Here is a 23,293-nt window from a genome sequence, read left to right on the forward strand (position 1 = left end):
GGTGAAGCCTCAGCCCGCCGCGGGGGCGCGACGGCCCTTGAGCCAGCCGATGAACACCGGCAGCAGCGAGATGGCGATGATGCCGAGGATCACCACCGACAGGTTCTTCTTCACCACCGGCATGTTGCCGAAGCCATAGCCCAGCCAGCACAGGGAGAAGATCCAGATGAAACCGCCGAGGAAATCCAGCGTGACGAAGCGGGCGTAGGTCATGCGCGCCACGCCGGCCACGAAGGGGGCGAAGGTGCGAAGCAGGGGCAGGAAGCGGGCGATGATGATGGTCTTGCCGCCGTGGGATTCGAAGTAGGAGTGGGTCTTGTCGAAGGCGGCGCGGTTGAAGAAGCGGGAGTTTTCCCAGCGGAACACCTTGGGCCCGATGGTGTGGCCGATCCAGTAGTTGGTGTTGTCGCCCAGCACCGCGGCGGTCAGCAGCACGCCGCATAGCACCCAGATGTCCATGCCGCCGGTGGCGGCCAGCGCGCCGGCCACGAAAAGCAGCGAATCCCCCGGCAGGAAGGGGAAGATCACCAGCCCGGTCTCGCAGAAGATGATGAGGAACAGGATCACGTAGATCCAGGTGCCGTATTGGGCGGTGAGCGCCGCCAGATGCACGTCGAGGTGCAGGATGATGTCGATGAAAGTGGTGAGGAGTTCCATTTGCCGCGCTGCAAAAATTTTGAAGGTCGCCCATGATACCGGAGCCTTCGCCGGGGTGCCGCCCGCTCGGACAGCCGGCTGCGGCAGATGCCACTGCCGAGCTCGGATGAATGACGAAAACCTATTCCGGGCAGCGCCGGCCATGCCGGCGGCTGCCCGGAGCGGGCATCAGCCCAGGGCCTTGCCGACGATCTCGGCCACGTCCGGCGACAGGCCTTCGGTGGCGGCGACCTGCTCCAGCGCCACGCGGATGCGGGCCTGGATCTCCGGCGTGAACTTGCGCCAGCCTTCCAGCGCGCGGGCCATGCGCGAGGCGACCTGCGGGTTGTTGCGATCCAGCGCCACCACCTGTTCGGCCCAGAAAGCGTAGCCGGCGCCGTCGGGACGGTGGAACTCGGCCGCGTTGCTCTTGAAGTAGCCGCCCAGCAGCGAATACACCTTGTTGGGGTTGGAGAGGCTGAAGGCGGGGTTGCCCATCAGCGCGCGCACCTCGTCCAGGGTGGCGGGCGCCGTGTCGGACCAGCGCCAGGCGGTGGCCTGGAGCATGAACCACTTGTCGAGCACCAGCGCGTCGTCGCGATAGCGGTCGTGGAAGGCGGCGAGGGCGTCGGTGCGCTGGGGGGCGTCGCTCTGCACCAGCGCGGCGAGGGCGCCGTAGCGCTCGGTCATGTTGCCGGCGTGCTCGAACTGCTTGGCGGCCAGGTCGATGGCGGTCGGGCCGCCCCAGGCAGCGAGATAGCGCAGGCACAGGTTGCGCAGGCTGCGCTTGCCGGCGTCGGCCGGGTGGTAGCGGTATTCGCCGTCCACTTCGAGATCCAGATAGCGGCCGAGGAAATCGGCCTGCATGGCCTGGCCGACTTCGCGCATCAGGTGGATCAGCGCGGCGCGGAGCGGCGCCGGGTCGGCCGGCTGCATGCGCTCCAGCAGATAGGCTTCGGACGGCAGGGCCAGGGTTTCGGCGACGAAGGCCGGGTCGAGGCTTTCATTGACCAGCAGCGCCCGGAAGGCGTGGCCGAAGGCCTGGGGCACTTCCAGCTTGCGGCCGGCGGCGGCGTCGGCGGCGAGGCCGAGCACGACGCGCTCCATGAAGCGCTGGGCGGCGTCCCAGCGGTTGAAGGGATCGGAATCGTGGGCCATGCGGAAGGCGAGGCGCGCGTCGTCTTCGTCGATCTCGAGGATCACCGGCGCGGAGTAGCCCCGCAGCACCGACGGCACGGGCTCGGCGGTGAGCCCGGTGAAGCGCCAGCTACGGCTGGCTTCCTTGAGGTTGAGCACGCGGGTGGTGTCGCCCGCATTGGCTTCGCCTTCGAGGCGTAGGGGCAGGTCGGCGCCGTCCGGCCCGATCAGGCCCACGGCCACCGGGATGTGCAGCGGCAGCTTTTCGGGCTGACCGGGGGTGGGCGGCGTGGACTGGCTGAGGGTGAGGGTGTAGGTGCCGCTGGCGGCATCCCAGGCGCCTTCGGCCTTGAGGCGCGGCGTGCCGGCCTGGCTGTACCAGCGCATGAAGAGGTCGAGGTCGGCGCCGTTGGCCTCGGCCATGCAGCCCACGAAGTCGTCGCAGGTGACGGCCTGGCCGTCGTGGTACGAGAAGTACAGGTCCATCCCGTTGCGGAAGCCTTCGCGGCCCAGCAGGGTGAGGATCATCCGGATCACCTCGGCGCCCTTCTGGTACACCGTGGCGGTGTAGAAGTTGTTGATCTCCTGGTAGCTGTCCGGGCGGATCGGGTGGGCCATGGGGCCGGCATCTTCGGGGAACTGCCCGCTGCGCAGGCCGCGCACGTTGGCGATGCGGGTGACGGCCCGGGCGGATGCCGCCGCGGCCGGCGAATCGGAGGCCCGCGCCATCATGTCGGCGGTGAATTGCTGGTCGCGGAAGACGGTGAGGCCTTCCTTCAGTGTGAGCTGGAACCAGTCGCGGCAGGTGACGCGGTTGCCTGTCCAGTTGTGGAAGTATTCGTGGGCGACGACGCTCTCGACGTTTTCAAAGTCCAGGTCGGTGCCGGTGTCCGGGTTGGCCAGCACGTACTTGGTGTTGAAGATGTTGAGGCCCTTGTTCTCCATGGCGCCCATGTTGAAATCCGACACGGCGACGATCATGAAGCGGTCGAGATCGAGCTCCAGGCCGAAGACTTCCTCGTCCCAGCGCATGGAGTGGATCAGGGAATCCATCGCGTGGGCGACGCGGTCGAGATCGCGCGCCTCGACCCACACCTGCAGCAGCACGTCGCGGCCGCTCATGGTGGTGACGGTGCGCTCCAGCGCCGACAGCTCGGCGGCCACCAGCGCGAACAGGTAGGACGGCTTGAGGAAGGGGTCTTCCCAGCGGGCAAAGTGGCGGCCGTTGGGCAGGGTGCCGGTTTCGAGCAGGTTGCCGTTGGAGAGCAGCACCGGGCAGGTGGCGGCGTCGGCCTCCAGGCGAACGGTGTAGCGGGCCATCACGTCGGGACGGTCCGGGAAATAGGTGATGCGGCGGAAGCCCTCGGCCTCGCACTGGGTGTAGAAGCCGCCGCGGGACTGGTACAGCCCGGATAGCGTGAGGTTGGCAGACGGATTGATGCGGGTGACGATGGTGAGCACCACCTCGTCGGCGTCCACATCCACCTCGAGCCCGGATTCCGTCTTGCGCACCTGGCCTTCGGCCGGCGCGGCGCCGTCGATGGCGATGGACACCAGCTCCAGCGCCTCGCCAAACAGCACCACCGGGCCGGCCGCGGCGTCCGGGTTGCGCACGCACTTGAGGCGGCTGGTGACGACGGTGGCCTGGGGATCGAGGTTGAAATCGAGATCAACCGTCTCGACGCCATAGGCCAGGGGCTGGTAAGCCTCGCGGAGGATGAGGGTGCCGGAGGTGGGCATGGGAATCCTTGTGTATCAGCTTTTGCGAAAGCGTGATTCTAGCCCATGCGCCGGGCCGTGCCCGTCCGCCGCTGGGCGGTGGGTGTGGGGCGGGTGATGCGGAAAAGCAGAAGAGGGCGGGCGCGGACGCGCCCGGTGGGGATGGCGGGGGCGACCGGGGCCGCCCCTTGCAGCGCAGGTTCAGGCCGTCAGTTCGAGCAGCTTGCCGAAGGCCACCGCGAACTGGCTGAGGCCGTCGGCCTGCAGGCGTTCGCCGAGCTGGTTCATGTCGAGGCCCAAGGCGGCCAGCGCGGCGATGTGGGCGGCAGCGGCCTCCACGTCGGCGGTGACGCTGCCCGGGGTGACCTTGCCGTGGTCGGCGAAGGCGGCGAGGGTGGCGTCGGGCAGGGTATTCACCGTTTCGGGCCCGATCAGCGGCTCGACGTACATCAGGTCGGAGTAGGCCGGGTTCTTGGTGCCGGTGCTTGCCCACAGCATGCTCTGGGGCCGGGCGCCCTTGGCGGCGAGGGCCGCAAAGCCGGCGCCGTGGAAGCGCGCGAGGTAGTGCTGGTAGGCCTGACGGGCCAGGGCCACGCCGGCCTTGCCGCGCAGGGCGAGGGCTTCGGGGGTGCCGATGTCGTCGAGCTGCTTGTCGATCAGGCTGTCCCAGCGGGACAGGAACACGCTGGCCACCGAGCGCACACGGCTCAGGTCGCCACCGGCGACGGCGAGCTTGTCGAGGCCGCGCTGGTAGGCGCCGGCAACGGCGTCCACGTGGGCCAGCGAGAACATCAGCGTGACGTTGATGCTGACGCCTTCGCCGGTGAGGGTCTCGATGGCGCGCACGCCAGCGGCGGTGGCGGGGATCTTCACCAGCAGGTTGTCGCGGGCCACGGCGGCGCGCAGGCGGCGGGCGGCGGCCACGGTGCCGGCTTCGTCGTCGGCCAGCGCCGGGGAGACTTCCAGGCTCACGTAGCCGGCGTCGCCGCGGCTCTCGTCAAACACCGGGCGGATCACGTCGCAGGCGCGCTGCACGTCTTCGATCACCAGGCGCTCGTAGCGCTGCTCGGCGCTGAGGTTCTCGCCGCTCATGGCGTCGAGCGCGGGGCGGTAGTCCTGCCCTTCGGCGATGGCCTTGTGGAAGATCGCCGGGTTGGTGGTGACGCCGGCCACGCCGGCTTCGATGTGGCGGGCAAGCTCGCCGGACTGGATGAGGGAGCGGGACAGGTTGTCGAGCCAGACTTGCTGGCCGGCGGCGCGGGCGGCTTGGATCGGATTCATGGCGTGGATCGCGGTTGTAGTCGGTTGGAATGAACTTTCAATTCTGGCGGAAGCGGATGACAGACCCATGTGACGGATTTCACCGGGGTGGCCAGTGGATGTCGAACTGACCCGGCTGACCGGTGGGGCGGGCGGCGCCGCCGGCGATGGCCGGCAGGCGGGAGAGGAATTCCGGGTCGCCGCTGATGCGGCCGTCGAAGCGCGGCAGCTTGCCGTAGGGGGCTTCGCCCTGGCCGCTGGCCTGGATGGCGCCGGCCAGGGTGGCGAGCTGAGAGCGCAGGTCGCCGGCGCGGGCGGTGACGCGCAGCTCGTAGTCGCCAAACTGGCGGCCGGGGAACAGCGCGCTGCGGGCGCCGCGCCACAGCAGGCGGGCTTCGCCGCTGCAGCGGCCGTCGGGCGGGCACTGCCAGGTGGGGGCCTCGATGGTCAGGTCGCCCTGCCAGCCGGCCCGGGCGGCCGGGTGGGGGATGGACGACAGGGCGGTGTCGGCGGGGGCGTGGAGCGCCAGCTGGCTGATCTTGACGCCGGTGGCCGAGGCTTCGACCGCGCCCACCGGGCTGCCGCTGCTGGAGAAGGTCCAGCCCACCGCGAGGCGGCCGAGGGCTGCGCTGTCGAAATCCCACGCCAGCGGCAGCCACGGGGTGAGGCTGCGCCCGCTGGCGTCGCGGCTGGCCAGCACGCCGCGGCCGTGCCAGAGGCTGCCTTCGGCCTGCTGCAGGCGCAGCCCGCCGTCGGTGGCGTGGGCGACGAGGCCATCCACCAGCCGTGCCGGGGCCTTGGCGACGAGGAGCGCCAGGGCAACGGCGAGGAAGAACAGCAGCTTGCGGCGCATGGCTCGGCTGGAATCAGTTGCTGCCGGCCACCAGCACCAGATCGACGCTGGCGGTGGGGCCTTGCTGCTGGAGTTCCATCCGCGCCACGCGCAGGCCCTGGTCGTGCTGGAGGGCGGCGAGCCAGGCGACGAGCTCGTCGAAGCCGGCCTGGCCCTTGACCTGCAGTCCGTCGCCCATGGTCTGGATGGCGAGGCCGAGGCCGCGGGTCTTGGCGGAGGCCTGCACCATCTCGAGCAGGGCCGGGCCGGCGGGGCGCTGGGGCACGGGCTGGGCGCGAAGGCGGGCGATCTCGGTGGCGGATTCCTGCACCTGCTCCAGCTGGGCTTCGGCGCGGGGAAGGCTGCGACCCAGGCGGGTGCGCTCGCTGCGGCTCCAGTCGAGCAGATTGACGACCAGCGCGACGCCGATGACGGTGGCGGCGGCGATCAGCAGCGTGCGCTCGCGCGGGTTGCGGGCCTGCCAGGCGTTGGCGAGGCGGGTGATCGGGCCGCTGGCGGCCTGGGCGAGGGGCGTGGGGGCGCTCATTGCAGGTTCTCCCGGCGCAGCAGCAGGTGGGGCGTGGCGCCATCGGCGCGCAGGTTGGCGAGGAGGCCGCGGCTGGCGAGGAGGCCGACCACGGCTTCGGCGCGGGCGGCGGCGGGGCCGGTGAGGGTCAGGTCGAGGCGGCCTTCCTCGAAGCGCACCGCGGCGATGCCGCCGGCGGCGTCGGTGCCGAGGGCTTCGGCAGCCTGGGCCAGCAGGGCCAGGGCGTCGTCGTCGCGGAGCAGGCCGTGGCGGGCGCGCTCGAGGTTGAGCTGCTGGCGCATCTGGGCGGCCGGGGCGACCACGGGGCTGTTGGGGAAGGTGCTGCGATAGACGCGCTCGATCCGGTCGCCCAGTTGACCCACCTGATGGCGCAGCCACAGCACTTCGCCGATATTGACCGTCAGCCACAGGGCCAGGGCGCCGCAGCCCAGGGCGACGGCCGGCTTGAGCTTGCCGAACCAGCCGGTGCTGGCGTCGCGGAAGGCGAACTCGCCCTGCAGCAGGTTGGCGGCCTTGCGATCCACGCCCTGCCACCAGCGGTAGGCCGCGCCGGTGGCGATGGCGAGGCCGGTTTCGGCCTGCAGCGGGGCGAGATCCGGCGCCTGCGTGGCCGGCGCCAGGTGCAGTTCGACCTGCCCCGGCGCGGTGTTGGCTGCCCGGGCGGTGGCGGCCTGCTGGGCGAGCAGCGGGGCGAGGATGTCGGCGTCGAGGGCCACGCCGCTGGCGGTGCCGGTACGCAGGATGGCGCCGGTGGGCGACAGGCTGAGGTGCCAGCCCTCGCCGGCGGGGGCGGTCTGGACTTCGGCGAAGACCCGGCGGGCGGGGCGGCCGATGGCGGCGAACTGGGCGACGAGCTGGCGCAGGCGCTCCCGGGCGACCACCAGCACGCCGGCCAGGTCGCGCTCGCCGTCGTCGGCGGGGCGGCGGTGGCTGAGGGTGAGGTGCTGGGTGTCCGGGTCTTTCAGCAGGCGGTCTTCGAGGGCGTAGGCCAGCAGGCGCGGCAGGTCGCGCCGGGCGCCGCGGGGGAGCGGCACTTCCAGCCACAGGCACTGGGGGCCAGTGAGGACGATCTCGCACTCGGCGGCGGCGGGCCAGTGGCGGGGTTCGGAGTGGCCTTCGGAGAGCGGCTTGCCGTCCGGCCCGAGGAGCACCCACGGGCAGTCGGGGCGGGCGGGCCATTGTTCGTCGATGGCGAGGAGGAGGCGGGTACTCATGGGCGTATCACAGCAGTTTTTGCCAGACGATGGTGGACCAGTTCTGGCTGCGTTCGAGCAGCACTTCCATGCGCACCATGGCCACGCCGTAGCGGGCGCGACCGGTGGCCAGGAAGTGGCGGCTGGTGACGGAAAGTCGGGTGAGGTCGGGCTGGAGATCCGGCGAGGGCAGGCGGGCCTTGAAGTCGTTCACATCCTTGAACCACGCGCGGCTGCGCTGGACGACGAGCAGCCGGGCGGCGTCGAGGGACAGATCGGGCACCACGGCGGCGAGCACCTCGGCCGGCGCGGTGTTCACGTTGACGGTCGAGCCCGGCGGCACGGCGACCACGAAGGGGGTGAGGCGGGCCACCAGCTGCGGGGTGAAGCCGCGCACCTGGAGCAGTTCGGACACCGCCACCAGTGGGCCGTTGGCGGCGCGGCGGGCGGGCGTCTGGGCGCCGTACCAGCCGGATTCGGCGCCGCCGGGCAGGCGCGGGGTGTCGTCGGCGTCGAGCCAGTCGAGCAGCGCGGCGGTGAGGTTGAGGGCGTCGGCGTCGGCCACGCCGACCAGCGACAGCAGGCGCTGGAAGCGCTCCACCTCGATGATGTCGGCGCCGTCGCTGGCGAGGTTGTTGAGGTTGAGGCGGCCGGAGAGCTCCTGCAGCTCGCCGCTGACCTCGCCTTCCTCGACCGGCGTGGGCGGCACCTTGACGGCCCAGGCTTCGCCCAGGTGATCGACTTGGCTGGTGCGGGCGTCTTCGGAGAGCACGTTGCGCGCCCAGTCCACCGCGCCGCGGGCGAGCTGGCGGGCCTGGGCCTGGTCGTGACGGCCGGCGACCTGATCCATCGCCACGCCCAGATCGCCCACCGAGGCCGCTGCAAGGCCGGCCACCAGCGCCACCGTGAGGAGGGCGAGGATCACCGCGGCACCCTTCTGGGGGCCGGCGGCGGGGCGGGAGGGGAGGCGGTTGGGCTGCATCAGCGCAGGGCGATCACGCGGGTGAGGACGCCGGTGCCTTCCAGGTCGAGTTCGAGGATTACCGCGTCGGGCAGGGTGACGCGGGTGTCGCCCGGTGGCCAGGCGTCGAGGCGGTTGTTATTGAGCAGGAAGCGCCAGCGCACGCCGCGTACCTTGTCGAGCAGGGGTTCGACGTCGGGGGCGCCCAGGGCGTCGCGGCCGCTCCAGCGCAGCCATTCGAGGCGGCCATCCACCAGCCGGTAGCCGACCCGGCGCACGCCGCGGGTGTCGTCGAGGCGCAGGAACTGGAACTCCGGCCCGCCGCTGGCTGCGCGGGTGAGGAGCATGGGCGCGGCGGTGGTGGTCCGCACGGTCGGAATCGGGTTGCCGCCGGGTGTCGCGCCGTCGGCTCCTGGCTGCCCCGGGTTGCGGCCGGTGGTGGAGACGGCCTGCAGCAGATCGGCGTCGATGCGCTGGATGCTGCGGTTGATGGCGCGCCAGCGTTCGAAGCTGGCTTCGAGGCGGGTGTGGCTGTTGGCGACTTCGGACAGGGCGCGGTAGGACAGCACGCCCAGCACCGCGAAGACCGACAGGGCGACCATCAGCTCGATCAGGGTGAGGCCGCGCTGGGCGGAACGCCGGCTCATTGCAGCGGCCTCGCCACGTAGCCGGACAGGCGGGAGATGGCGTGGTCGCCGGAGTCCGGGCCGAAGACCGACAGATCCACCCGGCGGAACAGGGGGTTGGCGGTGTTCTTGACGTCTTCGCGCCAGCGGTAGGTGCGCCCGGCCTGCTCGGCGGTGCCTTCGTTGATGCCGGGGTTGGGCCAGGCGCGGGTGGCGCGGAGTTCGGCGAGGCGGTTTTCGGCCACCCAGTCGCCGATCAGGCGCTCGCGAAGCTCGCCCGACGACTGGGCAGTGACGCCCATCGCCCGGAAGGCCGCGGTGAGCGCGATGGCGAGGATGGCCAGGGCGACCAGGGTTTCGAGCAGCGTGAAGCCGCGGGCGGGGCGCGTCATGAGCGGTTGGCGCCGGGCATGGCGAGCTGCACCGTGCCGTTGGCCTTGCCGGTGAGGCGGGCTTCGCCGCCGGGGGTGGCGACGCGCAGTTCGTATTCGGGCGCCTGGGTGCCGAACTGCAGGCGCGGCGTGGCGGCGTCGGGCTGGCCGTCGATGCGCAGGCCCAGCCAGGCCACGCCGGCGGGCAGTGGTCGGTCGGTGAACACCGGCGGGTCGATCAGCGGACGCCAGTTGTCGTCCGGGTCGAGGGCGGAGAAGCGATAGCCGTCCGGCAGGAATTCGATGGCGACGGGCCGGCCGCGCACGGCGGCCCGGTCGGCAGTGGCTTCGAGCACCAGGCGCAGGCGTTTGAGAGCCTGATCGGTATCGCGCCCGCGCAGGCTGTCGAGGCCGACGCTGATGCCGGTTGCCATCAGGCCCATGATGACCAGCACCACCATGACTTCGATGAGGGTGAAGCCGGCGTGGCGGCGGGGCGCGGCGGTGCGTCCGGGCGCGGGGCCGCGGGACGGGTGGGTGATGCTGCGCCAGAGGCCCGTCGCCATCGGGATGGGGTCAGAGGTTCCAGGAGCCGACGTCGGCGTCGAAGCCTTCGCCGCCGGAGATGCCGTCGGCGCCGAAGCTCATCACGTCCACCTCGCCCTTGAGGCCGGGGATGACGTACTGGTAGGGCTTGCCCCAGGGGTCCATCGGCAGCTTGTCGAGGTAGGACTTCCAGTTGTCGGGCACCGGCGCGGCGGCGGGCTTGGTGACCAGCGCCTGCAGGCCCTGCTCGGCGCTGGGGTAGCGGCGGTTGTCGAGCTTGTAGAGCTTGAGGGCCTGCATGATCGACGAGATGTCCTGCTTGGCGGCGACGACGCGGGCTTCGTCGGGGCGGCTCATCACCTTGGGCACCACCAGCGCGGCGAGCACGCCGAGGATGACGATGACGACCATTACTTCGATCAGGGTGAAGCCGCGGGCGCGGCGGGGGGCGTTGTGCATGGTGGTTCCTTATTTCATCAAGGTATTGATTTCGATGATGGGTTGCATCACAGCCATCACGATCACCAATACGAAGCCGCCCATCATGAGCAGCAGGATGGGTTCGAGGAGGGCGGTGAGCGTGGCGGTGCGGTTTTCGAGTTCGGCCTGCTGGAGGCGGGCAGCGCGGTCGAGGAGTTCATCGACGCGACCGGTGGCCTCGCCGTTGGCGATCATGTGGATGAGCAGCGGCGGAAACTGGCGGCTGGCGCCCAGGGCGCGGGACAGGGGCTGGCCCTCGCGGACGCGCTCGGCGGCGGTGGCGACGGCATCCGCCAGCGGCAGGCGGCTGATGACCTGGCGGCCGGCGTCGAGTGCGGCGAGGAGCGGCACGCCGCTGCCGGCGAGGATCGACAGGGTGCTGGCGAAGCGGGTGGCATCGAGGGTGCGCAGGTGGCGGCCGAGCACCGGCAGGCCCAGCAGCCAGGCATCCCAGCGGCGCTTGACGGTGGTGTCGCGCAGCGCCGCGCGGCCGGCGAAGAGCCCGCCGATGACGGCGAGGATCATCAGCCAGCCCCATTCGCGCAGCAGGCTGCTCACCACGATGAGCACCCGGGTGAGGAGTGGCAGCGCCTGCTTGCTCTGCTGGAAGACGGAGACCACCTGGGGCACCACGTAGGTCATCAGCCCGACGATGACCAGCATCGCCACGCTGGCGACGATGGCCGGGTAGAGCAGCGCTTGCAGTGTCTTGGTGCGTAGGGCGTGGCTGCGGTCGAGGTAGTCGGCGAGCTGGTTCATGACCCGGGCGAGTTCGCCGGATTTCTCGCCGGCGGCCACCGAAGCGCGGTAGAGCGTGGTGAAGGCCTGGGGGTAGCGATCGAGGGCGGCGCGCAGGCTGTAGCCGGCGAGGATCTCGGAGCGCACGCCGGCCAGCAGCTGGCGGGTGGCTTCGGTTTCGGCCTGCTCGATGAGGGCGGCGAGCGCCTGCTCGACGGTGAGGCCGGACGCCAGCAGCGTGGCCCACTGGCGGGTGAGCAGGGTGAGGTCGGCTTCCTTCAGCTTGCGGCGGACGGCCTTGCCGTCGCCGGCGCCCTGGGCCACCGAGGCGACTTCCAGCGGGAACAGCCCGCGCTCGCGCAGCAGGCCGCGGGCGGCCTTGCCGGTGTCGGCTTCGAGCACACCGGCGGATTCCCGGCCGGCGTTGTCCACGGCGCGATAGCGGAAGGCGGTCATCGCTTAATCCCGGGTGACCCGCAGCAGCTCTTCGGCCGAGGTGACGCCCTCGCCCAGCAGGCGCAGGCCGTCGTCGCGCAGGCTGCGGCTGCCCTGGTGGCGGGCGTGGGCGCGCAGGTCGGCTTCGTCGGCTGCGGTGTGGATCAGGCGCTGGAGGGCGTCGTCGGTGACCATCAGCTCGTAGATGCCGGTGCGCCCGGCGTAGCCGGTGTGGCCGCATTCGGGGCAGCCCGGGGCGTGCCACAGCTGGCTCGGGCTGCCGGGGCCGAGCAGGCTGCGGTCGGCGGCGGTGGTGGGCGTGGCGCTGCGGCAGGCCGGGCACAGGCGGCGCACGAGGCGCTGGGCCAGCACACCGCGCAGGGTGGAGGCGAGCAGGAAGGGCTCGACGCCCATGTCGACAAGGCGCGTGACGGCCGAGGCGGCGTCGTTGGTGTGCAGGGTGGCAAGCACCAGGTGGCCGGTGAGGCTGGCCTGGACGGCGATCTGGGCGGTCTCGAGATCGCGGATTTCGCCGATCATGATGACGTCCGGATCCTGCCGGAGGATTGCGCGCAGCGCCCGGGCGAAGCTGAGGTCGATCTTGCTGTTGACCTGGATCTGGCCGACGCCGGGGAGGTCGTATTCGACCGGATCTTCGACGGTGACGATGTTGCGGCTCCGGGCGTCCATGCCCTGCAGCGCGGCGTAGAGCGTGGTGCTCTTGCCGGAGCCGGTGGGGCCGGTGACGAGGAGGATGCCGTGGGGCTGGTCGAGGAGCTTCGCAAACGGCGCGACGGTGTCGGCGGCCATGCCCAGGCTGTCGAGGCCACGCTGCCCGCTGCCCTTGTCGAGCAGGCGCAGCACGATGCGTTCGCCGTGGGTGGTGGGCAGGGTGGAGACGCGCACGTCCACCTGCCGGCCGGCGAGGCGCAGGGTGATGCGGCCATCCTGGGGCAGGCGCTTCTCGGCGATGTCGAGGCTGGCCATGATCTTGATCCGCGAGGCCATCGCCGCGTGGAGTGCGCGGTGGGGCTGGGCCACGTCGACCAGCACGCCGTCGCGGCGGAAGCGGACGACCGAGTTTCGCTCGTAGGGCTCGATGTGGATGTCGCTGGCGGACTGGCGCACGGCCTGGGTGAGGAGCGCGTTGATCATGCGGATGATCGGCGCGTCGTCCTGGGTTTCGAGGAGATCCTCGACGGCCGGCAGCTCGGTCATGAGCTGGGTGAGGTCGACCTCCTGGCCCACGTCGGCGACGACATCGGCGGCGTTGCCATCGGCGCCGGAGTAGGCCTCTGACAGCCGCGCCTCGAAGGTGGCGCGGGAGACGTTCTCGATGGCGAGCGGCAGGCCCAGGGTGCGCCGCACTTCGGCCAGGGCGGCAAGATCGGCGCCCTCGCGCAGCAGCAGTTGGGCGCGATCGGCCCCCTGGGCAGCGACGAGGATGCCGTGGGCCTTGGCGAAGGCGTAGGGCAGGGCCGGGCTGCTCATGGGTTGTAGCTGGCGGCGGCGGGCGCCGGGGTGCTGCCGGCGGGTGCAGGCGTGGCAGCGGCGGCCGGATCGATGCGCGGGAGGTTGTAGGGCACGGCCGGTGGCGGGCTGCCCGGCGGGGGCAGCAGCGGCGGGTTGGGTTCGCGGCGCATCAGGTTGCGCGGTTCGTCGAGGTCGCGCTGCTGGCCGATGATGTAGTTGTAGCGGTCGGCCGAGATGCCCTGGATCGCGGCGGCGTCGCGCAGGATCACCGGGCGCAGGAAGACGATCAGGTTGGTCTTGCCGCGCTTGCGCGAGTCGTAGCGGAAGAACTGGCCCAGGTAGGGGATGTCGCCCAGCACGGGCACCTTCTCGACGCCGCCGGAGTAGGCGTCCTCGACCAGGCCGCCGAGGGCGATCACCGCGCCGTCGTCCACCAGCACGGTGGATTCGATGGAGCGCTTGGTGGTGGACGGGCCGGTGGTGCTGGTGGCGGTGGATTCGATGACCGCCGAGGCTTCCTGGTAGATCTGCAGGCGCACGGTGCCGCCTTCGGAGATCTGCGGCTTGACCTTCAGGGTGAGGCCCACGTCCTTGCGTTCGACGGTGGTGAAGGGGTTGCTGGCGCCGGTGGAGGTGGTGGTGTAGGTGCCGGTGACGAAGGGTACGTTGCGGCCCACGACGATCTTGGCCTCTTCGTTGTCGAGGGTGACCAGGTTGGGCGTGGACAGGATGTTGGCCTTGGTGTCCGATTCGAGGAAGCGGGCCAGCATGTTGAGGTTGGCGATCTCGCGCCCGCCCACCGACACCGTGCCGCCGCCCAGCAGCAGGTTGAGGCCGTTGCCCGGCAGCGTGGTGGAGCTACTGCTGGCGAGGGTGGCCGCCAGGTTGAGGATGTTGTTGCCGCTGGTATTGAAGCTGGTGCCGCCGAAGGCGGTGGTGCCGCCCACCTTGCCGGCCTGCCACTGGATGCCGATCTCGGCGGCCTTCTCGGTGCTGACTTCGGTGATCAGCGCCTCGACATAGACCTGGGCGCGGCGCCGGTCGAGCTGGTCGATGACCTTGCGCAGGTTGTTGTAGATGGCTTCGGGGGCGGTGATGATCAGCGCGTTGCTCATCGGGTCGGCCTGGATGAAGCCGTTGCCGGTGGCGCTGGTGTTGGTGCTGTTGTTGCTGAACGACGGCGTGTTGCCGAAGCCGGTGGTGCTGTTCTGGCTGCCGGTGGTGTTGCTGCTGCCGAAGTTCGAGCCGGTGCTGGTGTTGCTGTTGGTGCCGCCGAAGGTGCTCTGGCCAGCGCCCGAGCTGCCGCTGCCGCCGCCTTCGCCGGTGACCACGGCGCGCAGGGTCTGGGCGACCTTGGTGGCTTCGGCGTTCTTCAGGTAGACCACGTGGATGTTGCCGCTGGCTCCGGGCTGGTCGAGGTTGGCCACCAGCTGGCGCACGGCGTTGAGCTTGGACGGGTTGTCGGAGCGGACCAGCAGGCTGTTGGTGCGCGGGTCGCCCGTCACCGAGACGCGCTGGCTGGCGTCGCCCGCCACGCCGCCGACTGCGCCGGCCACGCCTGCGGCGCCGGTGTCGTTCATCAGGCGGTTGATGGTCTGGGCGAGATCAAGGGCCGAGGCGTGCTGGAGCGTCATCACCCGCAGGCCGGTTTGTGGCACGTCGATGGATTCGATGATCTGGGCGATCCGGCCGATGTTCTCGGCGTAGTCGGTGACCACCAGCGAGTTGTTGCCCGGGTAGGCGGTGACGGTGTTGTTGGGCGACACCAGGGGCCGGATGATCGGCACCAGCTGGGCCGCGGATTCGTGCTTGAGGCTGAACACCTGGGTGGTCAGGCGGTCGCCGCCACCGGCGCCCTGGCCCTTGCCCACCGGCACGGCGTGGAGCTTGGCGTCGGCTTCGGGGACGATCTTGGTGACGCCCTGGCCTTCGATCGCGGTGTAGCCCTGCAGGCGCAGCGCCGACAGCAGGATCGAGTAGGTGAGCTGGCGCTGCACCGGGCGGGCGGTGACGATGTTGAGGGTGCCCTTGACCCGCGGATCGACGATGAAGTTGCGCCCGGAGATCTTGGAGATGGCCTGGATCACCGCGCCGATGTCCGCATTCACGAAGTTGAGCGAGACGGGATCGGTGTTGCTGCCGCGGGTTTCAGTCTCGGCGGCGAGGGCGGCTGCGGGCGGCAGGGCGATGCCGGCGGTAAAGGCCAGGGCGCAGCTGAAGGCGAGCGTGCGGGCAAGAGGATGGCGGGCAGATCCCGGGCTGCGGCGGGCAGGTTTCATTGGTCGTTCGGGCTCGGAAAGGGCTGGGCCTGGAGATTCGATGGGAAGCCGGCCTGGGACGGTTGCTGGCTGGCGTCGACGGCGTTGACCTCGGTGTGCATCCGCGCGGATGGCAGGGTCACGACGGGCTGGGGCTGATTGGGGAGCGGGAGGGCAGGCGGCATGGACGGATCGCCGGGGGTGCCGGGGGCGGCCGTGGGCGCGCCGCGTTCGGCGAGGGCGACCCGTTGGCGGGCGCCGCCCACTGTGAGCTCGACGCCGTCGCCGGCGACCCGGGCGAGGGTGACGCCGGGGCGGATTTCCTGGCCTTCGACAAAACCCAGCTGGGGGCCGCCGTCGATGGCGATCACGGCCCAGCCGGGGCGGCCGGCGGCGCCGGTGACGACGGCCTGGACGGTGTAGCGGCCAGGCGCGGCGACCACGGCGGCCGGGGCGCCGGGCGCTGCGCCCTTGCCGAGCAGGTGCCGGCTGGCGATGGCCTGGGCGGCTCGCAGCGGATCGGCTTCGGTGGCGACGGGAAGCGCCGGCGGGCGCGGCGCGGTGAAGCGCCAGAAGAGGTCGACCGCCACCCACGCCGTAATGGCAAGGGCAACGCCCCACGCCAGCAGGGGGCCAAGACGCGCAGCGCGCGCCAGGGACAGGCGTGACAGGTCGGAACGGTCGGGGAGCTTCATCGGTGAGCCGGGCAAAAGACCGTCAATCTTAGCCGGCCTCGGTTACAGGTGAAAGCACCGTGATGTCGCAAGGTGTTGACGCGGCGGGTGGAGGCGCCGGCGTTCAGCAAGGCGCGCTGCTGACGGCTAGCCTCGATGGGCGAAGCCCAGGCGGTAGGGCGTTTGCCCACCCGAGGGCGTCTAGCAGCGCGGCGAAGTCGCCGTCTGGCGGGGCGACCACATCGAGCGGCTCACCGCTGAGCGGATGGACGAACTGCATCCGCACGCAGGCGAGGAGCATCCGGTGGCAGCCAAACTGCTGCTGGAAGAAGCGGTTGTGGCGGCCCTTGCCGAAGGTGGCGTCGCCGATGATGGGGTGGGACAGGTGTTTTAGGTGGCGCCGGATCTGGTGCTTGCGGCCGGTGTGCGGCGTGAGCTCGACCAGCGCGTAGCGGCTGGTGGGGTAGCGGTCCACGGCGAAGGGCAGCTCGCAGGTGGCGAGGCGGCGGAAATCGGTGACGGCGGGCTGGGCGGCTTCGGAGGCCTCGTCGCCCACCCACTCGGCGTCGTCCCGGCGACGGGTGAGGGCGTGGTCGATGCGACCGGCTTCGGGCGGATGGCCGCGCACGACGGCGAGGTAGGTCTTGGCGACTTCCTGGCGTTCGAACTGGCCGCCGAGCTGGCGGGCGGTGTCCCGGTCGAGGGCGAACACCAGCACGCCCGAGGTGCCCCGGTCAAGACGGTGGGCTGGATGCACGTGGCGGCCGAGCTGGTCGCGCAGCAATTGCACGGCAAAGCGGGTTTCGTGGCGGTCGAGCTCGCTGCGATGGACGAGCAGCCCGGCCGGCTTGTGGATGGCGACCACGTGGTCGTCCTGGAACAGGATCGGAAGCATGGGGCGATGGTAAACCGGCAGGGCGCGCTGCGGGGTGGAAGCGCCGCGCCTTGCAGGAAGACGAACCAAAAAGTGCCGTCTCGGGTCATACTTGCCCTATGCCAAACACTTTTACCCTCGACGCGGCGCTTGCCGAGGCCTTCACCCGCGATACTCTGCTGGCGTCAATCCACTCCGTCCTCCCCGAGCAGCGCCAGGGGCAGCGTGATCTTCCCAGGCTTGCTGCGCGCCTTGCCGCGCTGGTGGCCGCCGCCGACCTGCCCGATCGGCTCGACGCCTGGCGGGAACTGACCGCCTGGCTGGCCGGCGGTGCCCTGTGGAGCGATGTGTACATCGACTCGGCCGACGTGCATGGCTCGGCCACCCAGCGTTTCGCGGTGCTGATGGACGTGCTCGCCGCCCACCCCGACCTGGCCGCCGCGGTGCGCCGGGCGATCCGCTGCATCCTCGACGAGACCGATGGGGCCAACCTGTTCGGCGAGGTGGGGATTCCCAGCGACCGGGGCTTTCTGTCGGAGTTCGGCGACCGCTTCACTGCGAAGCTCATTCCCTCGCCCCGGGACGACCACGACCTTTCGCACCTGATGAGCCGCAGTTTCCGGCGCAACAAGGATCTGACCCTCATCCGTGGCCTGCAGCCGTCCACCTTCCAGCGGGCCGTGGATCTGCTGTTCCCGGCTGACGATCCGGGGATGAGCACGGCGCTGAAGGGCGCGATGGCCGATGGTTTCCGGCTGCTCCTGGCCCGGGTGCAGGGGCAGGGCCTGTCCCTCAAGCTGCGGGCCCGGGGCGAGCATCGGCCGGTGGCCCGCTCGCCCTTCCGACGGCTCGCCGACAGCGGCGAGAACCTGCTCTGCGCCTGGGAGCAGGGGCGTGTGTCGATGCAGCTCGTCGAGGCCTGGCAGCTCGATCTGGCCGCCTGCCGGGACGAGATGCACCTGATCTCCACGCGCCTCGAATCCGAGGGCATCAGCGTGGATATCGTGTATGGGCTGGACGTGCTCGACCGCTGCCTCACGCGGATGGAGACCATCGTCGGGGTGATGGCCGCCGACCCCGGCTCGCCCGGGCCTGTCCTGTTGCTGCTCCAGCAACTGGCCTACGCGGCCCACGAGAGCGCCAGCCTGCGCCATCTGGTGCGGGCCAACCTCCAGCGCCTGCAGCGGCGCATCGTCGACCGCGCGGGCAAGACCGGCGAGCATTACATCGCTGAAAACAACGAGGACTACCGCCATATCTGGGTAGCCGCTGCCGGCGGCGGGCTGCTGACGGTGGGCACCGCGGCGATGAAGATGACCGTCGCCGGCGCCGGGCTGGCGCTGTTCCTGGAAGGGCTGGGCTCCGGCATCAACTACGCGGTGAGTTTCCTGATCCTCCAGGCGCTCGGGCTGATCCTCGCCACCAAGCAGCCGGCGATGACCGCCGCCGCCTTCGCGGCCATCATCCGTGACCGCAAGGGTAACGAGCGGCTCGACGTGATCGTCGATTACGCGGCGTCGATCTGCCATTCGCAGCTGGCGGCGACCATCGCCAACGTGGTGGTGGTGGCCTGCGGCGCCTACGCCTTCGATGCGGCGTGGCGCTTTGCCACCGGTCACGCCTTCCTCACCACCGAGGAGGCCCGCTACGTCTTCCATTCCCTCAGCCCGGTCGATAGCGGCACGGTGTTCTACGCGGCGCTCACCGGGGTGATCCTGTACCTCGCGGCGCTGGTGGGTGGCTGGGTGGATAACTGGGCGGTGTATCACCGGCTGCCCCAGGCCATCGCCGAGCACCGGCTGGGCAACCGCTTCGGGCGGCTGCGCATGATGCGGCTCGCCGGCATCGTGTCGCGCAACATGTCGGGCTGGGCGACCAACATCTCCCTCGGGCTGATGCTGGGGATGACGCCGGTGCTCGGCAAGTTCTTCGGCCTGCCGCTGGATGTGCGTCACGTGACGCTCAACTCCGGCATCCTCAGCCTCGCCACCTCGTCCCTTGAGATGAAGTGGGTCGGCACCGGGCTGCTCACGCTGGCGGTGGCGGGCGTCGGGGTGATGTTCGTGCTCAACCTCGGGGTGAGCTTCGCCCTGTCGCTGATGACCGCCGTGCGCGCCTACGATCTGCCCAAGTCCGACCTGCGCGAGCTGCGCCGCCGTCTGTGGCATCGCCTGCGCACCCGGCCGCGGGATTTCCTGCTCCCGCCGAAGCGCCCGGCGGCTTCCTGAGGGTGCTGCGGGGAGGCTCAAGCTTGACGGCATCACGCCGTTAATCTCCCCGCGGCAGCCGGCCGGCTCATCCCGATGGGATCGAGGGCGGCGACCGCTCCGATCGATGCGTCCCACCCATGCGGTCCGTCACCGAGAGCCCCGAATGAATGCGCCCGAACGAAACCTCAAACTGACCAACCACCGCTCCGGCGAGCTTGCCGGCATCGTGCGGGTCAACGAAGAAATCAAGGCCATCGTCGCGACGGCCTTCCGGATCAACCTGATGGCCCTCAACGCCATCTTCCTGGCCAAGCGCGCGGGCAACGCCGCGCTGGGCTTCGGCGTGCTCTCCAACGAGCTGCGCCGCTTCGCCCAGGATCTCACCCGACACATGGCCTCGCTGCGCGACATGACCTCCGGCTCGGTGGGCAGCGTCACCGGCGTCGTCCAGCAGCAGCGCAACTCGCGGATCCTCGCCGAGGCGATCCGCCTCGCCGGCGAGGTTCCCGGCGTGCGCGAGGCCCGCAAGCGCGGGATGGCGCGCCTGTCGGCCCAGCAGGTCAAGCTGCGCGCCCTCGACCTGCGCCTGCGCGCGGCGGTCGAGGAGACCCAGCAACTGGTCGAACTGGGCGGCGTGCTGGCCCGCTCGGCCAAGATCGAGGCGGCTTACGGCGGCGGGTTCAGCCCGGCGCTGATGCAGGTCTCGACGGATTTCGCGGAGGTGATCGCGCAGATCAAGCGATCCCTCGAAGTGCTCGGCAAGGAACGGCTCGTAAAGGACTAGGAACCCATGAAGCAGGCTCACTGTATCTTCCAGGAAGACGACCACCGCTGGCTGGCGATCGCGCGCGACGCGACCAAGCCGGGCTACATCATCGACACCAACGAATACGTGATCGTCGATGGCGAGGAGGCGCTGCTGTGCGACCCGGGCGGCATCGAGATCTTTCCGGCGGTCTTCTCGGCCCTGTCGGCCGAGTGCGACCCTACCAAGCTGGCCGGCCTGTTCGCCTCCCACCAGGACCCGGACATCATCTCGTCCCTGGCCCTGTGGCTGGAGTTCAAGCCCGATCTCAAGTGCTACACCAGCTGGTTGTGGCAGTCCTTCCTGCCGCACTTTGGCGGCGAGGACACCACCTTCGTGCCGATTCCCGATCCGGGCATGACCATCAAGCTCGGCAGCCTCGAACTGCAGGCCGTGCCGGCCCATTATCTGCACTCGTCGGGCAACTTCAACCTGTACGACCCGAAGGCCAAGATCCTGTTCTCCGGCGACATCGGAGCGGCGCTGCTGCCGCCCGACCAGGGCGGGCTGTACGTGGAGGATTTCTCCCGCCACATCCGCCACGCGGAAGCCTTTCACAAGCGCTGGATGGGCTCCGACCGGGCCAAGCGCGACTGGTGCGAGCGTGTCTCGCGGCTGGAGATCGACATGCTGGTGCCCCAGCACGGCTCGATCTACCAGGGTGCCGACGTGCAGCGCTTCATCAACTGGTTTGCGGCGCTTGAAGTGGGCGTCCTGCGCGGCTGAAGTTGAGGCCCCGCAAGGACGGGGCGGGGCAGATGCCCGAAAATGTCGTCAAGGCGTAACCCGATCCGAGGCGACATGTACCTGCTCATGAAGCATTTCCACATCACCTGCGTCGTGCTGAGCGGCGCGGGTTTTCTTTTGCGGGGCTGGTGGTCGATCACCGGCTCGCCGCTGCTCGCGGCCCGGCTTACCCGGCGTCTGCCCCATGTGATCGACTCGTGCCTGCTCGCCAGCGCCATCGCCTTGGCGTGGATGGCCGGGCAGTACCCCTTCGTGGATGGCTGGCTGACCGCCAAGGTGCTGGGCCTCCTGGCCTACATCGGGTTCGGTGCCGTGGCCCTGCGGCTGACGCGGCCGCTCGGCGTGCGCGTGACGGCGCTCGCCGCGGCGGCGGTCGTGTTCTCGTACATTGTTTCAGTGGCGCTCACCAAGAACCCGGCGGGCTGGCTCGCGCTTGTCTGATCAGATGGTGTGGTGGTTCAGCAACCGCTTGAGTCCCGGGGTGTCGAGGATGCGGATGTGCTTCTGCTGGACTGCCACCAGGCCTTCTTCCTGGAAGCGGGAGAAGGCGCGGGAGACGGTTTCGAGCTTCAGGCCCAGGTAGGAGCCGATCTCGTCGCGGGTCATGCGCAGATGGAACTCGGACGGCGAGAAACCCCGCGCGGTGAAGCGTTGGGACAGGTTGAGCAGGAAGGCGGCGAGGCGTTCCTCGGCGCGCATCGAGCCGAGCAGCATCATCACGCCGTGGTCGCGCACGATCTCGCGGCTCATGATCTTGTGGAACTGGTGCTGCAGGCTCTCCACCTGGCGCGACAGCTCTTCGAGCCGGCTGAAGGGGATCACGCACACCTCGCTGTCTTCGAGCGCGATGGCGTTGCACGAGTGGTGTTCGGTACTGATGCCGTCCAGCCCCAGGACTTCGCCGGTCATCTGGAAACCGGTGACCTGATCGCGGCCGTCCTCCAGAATGACATCGGTCTTGAACGAGCCGGCGCGGATCGCGTAGATCGCCTCGAAGGATTCCCCGGAGCGGTAGAGATGCTGCTGACGCTTGATCTTGCGACGGCTGCCGACGAGCTCGTCGAGCTGGTTGATTTCCCGCGGGTCGAGCCCGAACGGCAGGCACAGCTCGCGCAGATTACACTGGGAACAGGCCGTCTTGATCTCGATAATTGTTGCTGGAATCGCAGAATTCATCTGTACGCTTACCACCTGGACTTGAGAGGATTTACCAACCTTTGGAGCCCTTTGATCCACATCAATACGATTACAGGATGATTCTGCGATCGTTTCGCGGAATTAATAGAAGCACGCCCATGAACGCGACTCAAAAAGATCTGATTTTCGACCCCGAGCTCATTCGCAAGTTTGATGTGAATGGCCCTCGTTACACTTCGTATCCAACCGCAGACCGCTTCGTCGAGGCCTTCAACTCCGACGCGCTGTGCGACTGGCTCGGCAAGAGGTCGATCGGCGGGATTGGCAAACCGCTCTCATTATACTTCCACATCCCGTTCTGCAATACGATCTGCTACTACTGCGCCTGCAACAAAATCATCACAAAGGATCACGGGCGCTCGGCCAAGTACCTGGAGTACCTCGAGAAGGAGGTCGATCTTCAGGTCGCCTGCCTGCAGGGCCCGCGGGAAGTCCTGCAGCTTCACCTGGGCGGCGGCACGCCCACCTTCCTGTCCCACGACGAGCTGCGCCAGCTGATGGGCATCGTGAAGAAGCACTTCACGCTGGTACCGGACGGCGAATACTCCATCGAGGTCGACCCCCGCAAGGTCGATGAAGCCACCGTCGCGCTGCTGGCCGAGCTGGGCTTCAACCGCATGAGCGTCGGCATCCAGGATTTCAACCCGGATGTGCAGAAGGCCGTCAATCGCGTCCAGAGCGAGGAAGAGACCAAGCTGGTGATCGACGCGGCCCGCGCCCACGGCTTCAAGTCGGTGAGCGTCGACCTGATCTACGGTCTGCCCAAGCAGAACGTGATCAGCTTCAACCGTACGCTTGAGCAGATCCTGGCCCTGTCGCCGGATCGCCTGTCGATCTACAACTACGCGCACCTGCCGAGCCTCTTCAAGCCCCAGCGCCGCATCGTCGATGCGCAGCTGCCGTCGGGCGAGACCAAGCTGCAGATCCTGCAACTGGCCATCCGCCGCCTCACCGAGGCCGGCTACGTGTACATCGGCATGGACCACTTCGCCAAGCCGACCGACGAGCTCACCACTGCCCAGCGTCAGGGCCGCCTGCACCGCAACTTCCAGGGCTACTCGACCTACGCCGAGTGCGACCTGCTGGCCTTCGGCGTCTCCGCCATCGGCAAGGTCGGGCCGACGTACGCCCAGAACGTGAAGACGCTCGACGAGTACTACGACATCCTCGACACCGGCCGCCTGCCGGTGCTGCGCGGCATCGAGCTGACCCCGGACGACCTGCTGCGCCGGGCGATCATCCAGGCGCTGATGTGCCACTTCGAGCTGTCCATCGAATCCATCGAGATCGCCCACCTCATCGACTTCAAGAAGTACTTCGCCGCCGAGCTCGCCGACCTGCGCGAGATGGAGAAGGGCGGCCTCCTGAAGATCGACGACCAGTGGATCAGCGTGATGCCGGCCGGCCGCATGCTGGTGCGGGCCATCGCGATGGTGTTCGACAAGTTCCTGCGCTCCGACCGGGAGCGGACCCGCTACTCCAAGGTGATCTGATCCGCCGTCTGGTTGCTCCGGATCGTCAGGACTAAACTATGCGCCCCGTGACTTCGCGGGGCGCTTTTCATTTGCAGGGTT

Annotated in this window: 22 protein-coding genes; 5 read left to right on the forward strand and 17 right to left on the reverse strand. The window is 69.5% G+C overall.

What is annotated here, in order from left to right; all coding sequences use genetic code 11:
- Positions 1 to 9: 9 nt before the first annotated feature.
- The 16 genes from GH681_RS09730 to GH681_RS09805 all read right to left on the reverse strand — a co-directional run bounded on the left by GH681_RS09730 (position 10) and on the right by GH681_RS09805 (position 16,781).
- The gene (locus GH681_RS09730; protein WP_153161277.1) at positions 10 to 657 is read right to left on the reverse strand and encodes a DedA family protein; all 648 of its coding nucleotides are present in this window, start codon (positions 655 to 657) and stop codon (positions 10 to 12) included.
- Between the two features lie 168 nt (positions 658 to 825).
- On the reverse strand, positions 826 to 3,513 hold the full coding sequence (gene pepN / locus GH681_RS09735) for an aminopeptidase N (RefSeq protein WP_153161278.1): 2,688 nt from the start codon (positions 3,511 to 3,513) through the stop codon (positions 826 to 828).
- Positions 3,514 to 3,693: 180 nt separating this feature from the next.
- Positions 3,694 to 4,773 (reverse strand): transaldolase, encoded by a 1,080-nt coding sequence (tal, locus tag GH681_RS09740; protein ID WP_153161279.1) that lies wholly within the window; start codon positions 4,771 to 4,773, stop codon positions 3,694 to 3,696.
- Positions 4,774 to 4,852: 79 nt separating this feature from the next.
- Positions 4,853 to 5,605: a type II secretion system protein N gene (gspN, locus tag GH681_RS09745; RefSeq protein WP_153161280.1), complete on the reverse strand. Its 753-nt coding sequence runs from the start codon at positions 5,603 to 5,605 to the stop codon at positions 4,853 to 4,855.
- Positions 5,606 to 5,618: 13 nt separating this feature from the next.
- The gene (gene gspM, locus GH681_RS09750) at positions 5,619 to 6,131 is read right to left on the reverse strand and encodes a type II secretion system protein GspM (RefSeq protein ID WP_153161281.1); all 513 of its coding nucleotides are present in this window, start codon (positions 6,129 to 6,131) and stop codon (positions 5,619 to 5,621) included.
- On the reverse strand, positions 6,128 to 7,345 hold the full coding sequence (gspL, locus tag GH681_RS09755) for a type II secretion system protein GspL (RefSeq protein ID WP_153161282.1): 1,218 nt from the start codon (positions 7,343 to 7,345) through the stop codon (positions 6,128 to 6,130). Before gspL ends, gspM begins: the two co-directional genes overlap by 4 nt.
- A gap of 7 nt (positions 7,346 to 7,352) precedes the next feature.
- A complete protein-coding gene (gene gspK, locus GH681_RS09760; RefSeq protein ID WP_153161283.1) occupies positions 7,353 to 8,306 on the reverse strand; it encodes a type II secretion system minor pseudopilin GspK in 954 nt (317 codons plus the stop codon).
- Positions 8,306 to 8,932 (reverse strand): type II secretion system minor pseudopilin GspJ, encoded by a 627-nt coding sequence (gene gspJ / locus GH681_RS09765; RefSeq protein WP_153161284.1) that lies wholly within the window; start codon positions 8,930 to 8,932, stop codon positions 8,306 to 8,308. The genes gspK and gspJ overlap by 1 nt, the downstream gene beginning before the upstream one ends.
- On the reverse strand, positions 8,929 to 9,303 hold the full coding sequence (gene gspI / locus GH681_RS09770; RefSeq protein ID WP_153161285.1) for a type II secretion system minor pseudopilin GspI: 375 nt from the start codon (positions 9,301 to 9,303) through the stop codon (positions 8,929 to 8,931). Before gspI ends, gspJ begins: the two co-directional genes overlap by 4 nt.
- Positions 9,300 to 9,848: a prepilin-type N-terminal cleavage/methylation domain-containing protein gene (locus GH681_RS09775; RefSeq protein ID WP_153161286.1), complete on the reverse strand. Its 549-nt coding sequence runs from the start codon at positions 9,846 to 9,848 to the stop codon at positions 9,300 to 9,302. Before GH681_RS09775 ends, gspI begins: the two co-directional genes overlap by 4 nt.
- 10 nt (positions 9,849 to 9,858) lie before the next feature.
- The gene (gene gspG, locus GH681_RS09780; protein ID WP_153161287.1) at positions 9,859 to 10,287 is read right to left on the reverse strand and encodes a type II secretion system major pseudopilin GspG; all 429 of its coding nucleotides are present in this window, start codon (positions 10,285 to 10,287) and stop codon (positions 9,859 to 9,861) included.
- 9 nt (positions 10,288 to 10,296) lie between these two features.
- Positions 10,297 to 11,502 (reverse strand): type II secretion system inner membrane protein GspF, encoded by a 1,206-nt coding sequence (gene gspF, locus GH681_RS09785; protein ID WP_153161288.1) that lies wholly within the window; start codon positions 11,500 to 11,502, stop codon positions 10,297 to 10,299.
- A gap of 3 nt (positions 11,503 to 11,505) precedes the next feature.
- Positions 11,506 to 12,972, reverse strand: a complete 1,467-nt coding sequence (gene gspE, locus GH681_RS09790) for a type II secretion system ATPase GspE (protein ID WP_153161289.1) — start codon at positions 12,970 to 12,972, stop codon at positions 11,506 to 11,508.
- A complete protein-coding gene (gene gspD, locus GH681_RS09795) occupies positions 12,969 to 15,233 on the reverse strand; it encodes a type II secretion system secretin GspD (RefSeq protein ID WP_153161290.1) in 2,265 nt (754 codons plus the stop codon). Before gspD ends, gspE begins: the two co-directional genes overlap by 4 nt.
- Positions 15,230 to 15,907 carry a type II secretion system protein N gene (locus GH681_RS09800; RefSeq protein ID WP_153161291.1) on the reverse strand — a complete coding sequence of 226 codons (678 nt, stop codon included), beginning with the start codon at positions 15,905 to 15,907 and terminating at the stop codon, positions 15,230 to 15,232. The genes gspD and GH681_RS09800 overlap by 4 nt, the downstream gene beginning before the upstream one ends.
- Before the next feature lie 103 nt (positions 15,908 to 16,010).
- Positions 16,011 to 16,781, reverse strand: a complete 771-nt coding sequence (locus GH681_RS09805; RefSeq protein ID WP_153161292.1) for a tRNA pseudouridine(65) synthase TruC — start codon at positions 16,779 to 16,781, stop codon at positions 16,011 to 16,013.
- 98 nt (positions 16,782 to 16,879) lie between these two features.
- On the opposite strand from GH681_RS09805, the gene GH681_RS09810 reads away from it, so the two are divergent.
- The 4 genes from GH681_RS09810 to GH681_RS09825 all read left to right on the forward strand — a co-directional run bounded on the left by GH681_RS09810 (position 16,880) and on the right by GH681_RS09825 (position 20,963).
- Entirely contained in the window at positions 16,880 to 18,988 is a 2,109-nt protein-coding gene (locus GH681_RS09810; protein ID WP_153161293.1) for a hypothetical protein, read from the forward strand.
- A 145-nt stretch (positions 18,989 to 19,133) separates the two neighbouring features.
- Positions 19,134 to 19,754, forward strand: a complete 621-nt coding sequence (locus GH681_RS09815) for a chemotaxis protein (protein WP_153161294.1) — start codon at positions 19,134 to 19,136, stop codon at positions 19,752 to 19,754.
- Positions 19,755 to 19,760: 6 nt separating this feature from the next.
- A complete protein-coding gene (locus tag GH681_RS09820) occupies positions 19,761 to 20,501 on the forward strand; it encodes an MBL fold metallo-hydrolase (RefSeq protein ID WP_153161295.1) in 741 nt (246 codons plus the stop codon).
- A 75-nt stretch (positions 20,502 to 20,576) separates the two neighbouring features.
- A complete protein-coding gene (locus tag GH681_RS09825) occupies positions 20,577 to 20,963 on the forward strand; it encodes a SirB2 family protein (protein ID WP_153161391.1) in 387 nt (128 codons plus the stop codon).
- Here GH681_RS09825 and fnr read toward each other — a convergent pair whose 3' ends face one another.
- Complete coding sequence (gene fnr, locus GH681_RS09830) at positions 20,964 to 21,698, reverse strand: fumarate/nitrate reduction transcriptional regulator Fnr (protein WP_153161296.1); 735 nt, start codon at positions 21,696 to 21,698, stop codon at positions 20,964 to 20,966.
- 119 nt (positions 21,699 to 21,817) lie between these two features.
- Here fnr and hemN point away from each other — a divergent pair, with 119 nt between their 5' ends.
- A complete protein-coding gene (gene hemN / locus GH681_RS09835; protein WP_153161297.1) occupies positions 21,818 to 23,212 on the forward strand; it encodes an oxygen-independent coproporphyrinogen III oxidase in 1,395 nt (464 codons plus the stop codon).
- The last annotated feature ends 81 nt before the right edge of the window (positions 23,213 to 23,293 follow it).

This window comes from Zoogloea sp. 1C4, assembly GCF_009469605.1.
Taxonomy (GTDB): Bacteria; Pseudomonadota; Gammaproteobacteria; order Burkholderiales; family Rhodocyclaceae; genus Zoogloea; species Zoogloea oryzae.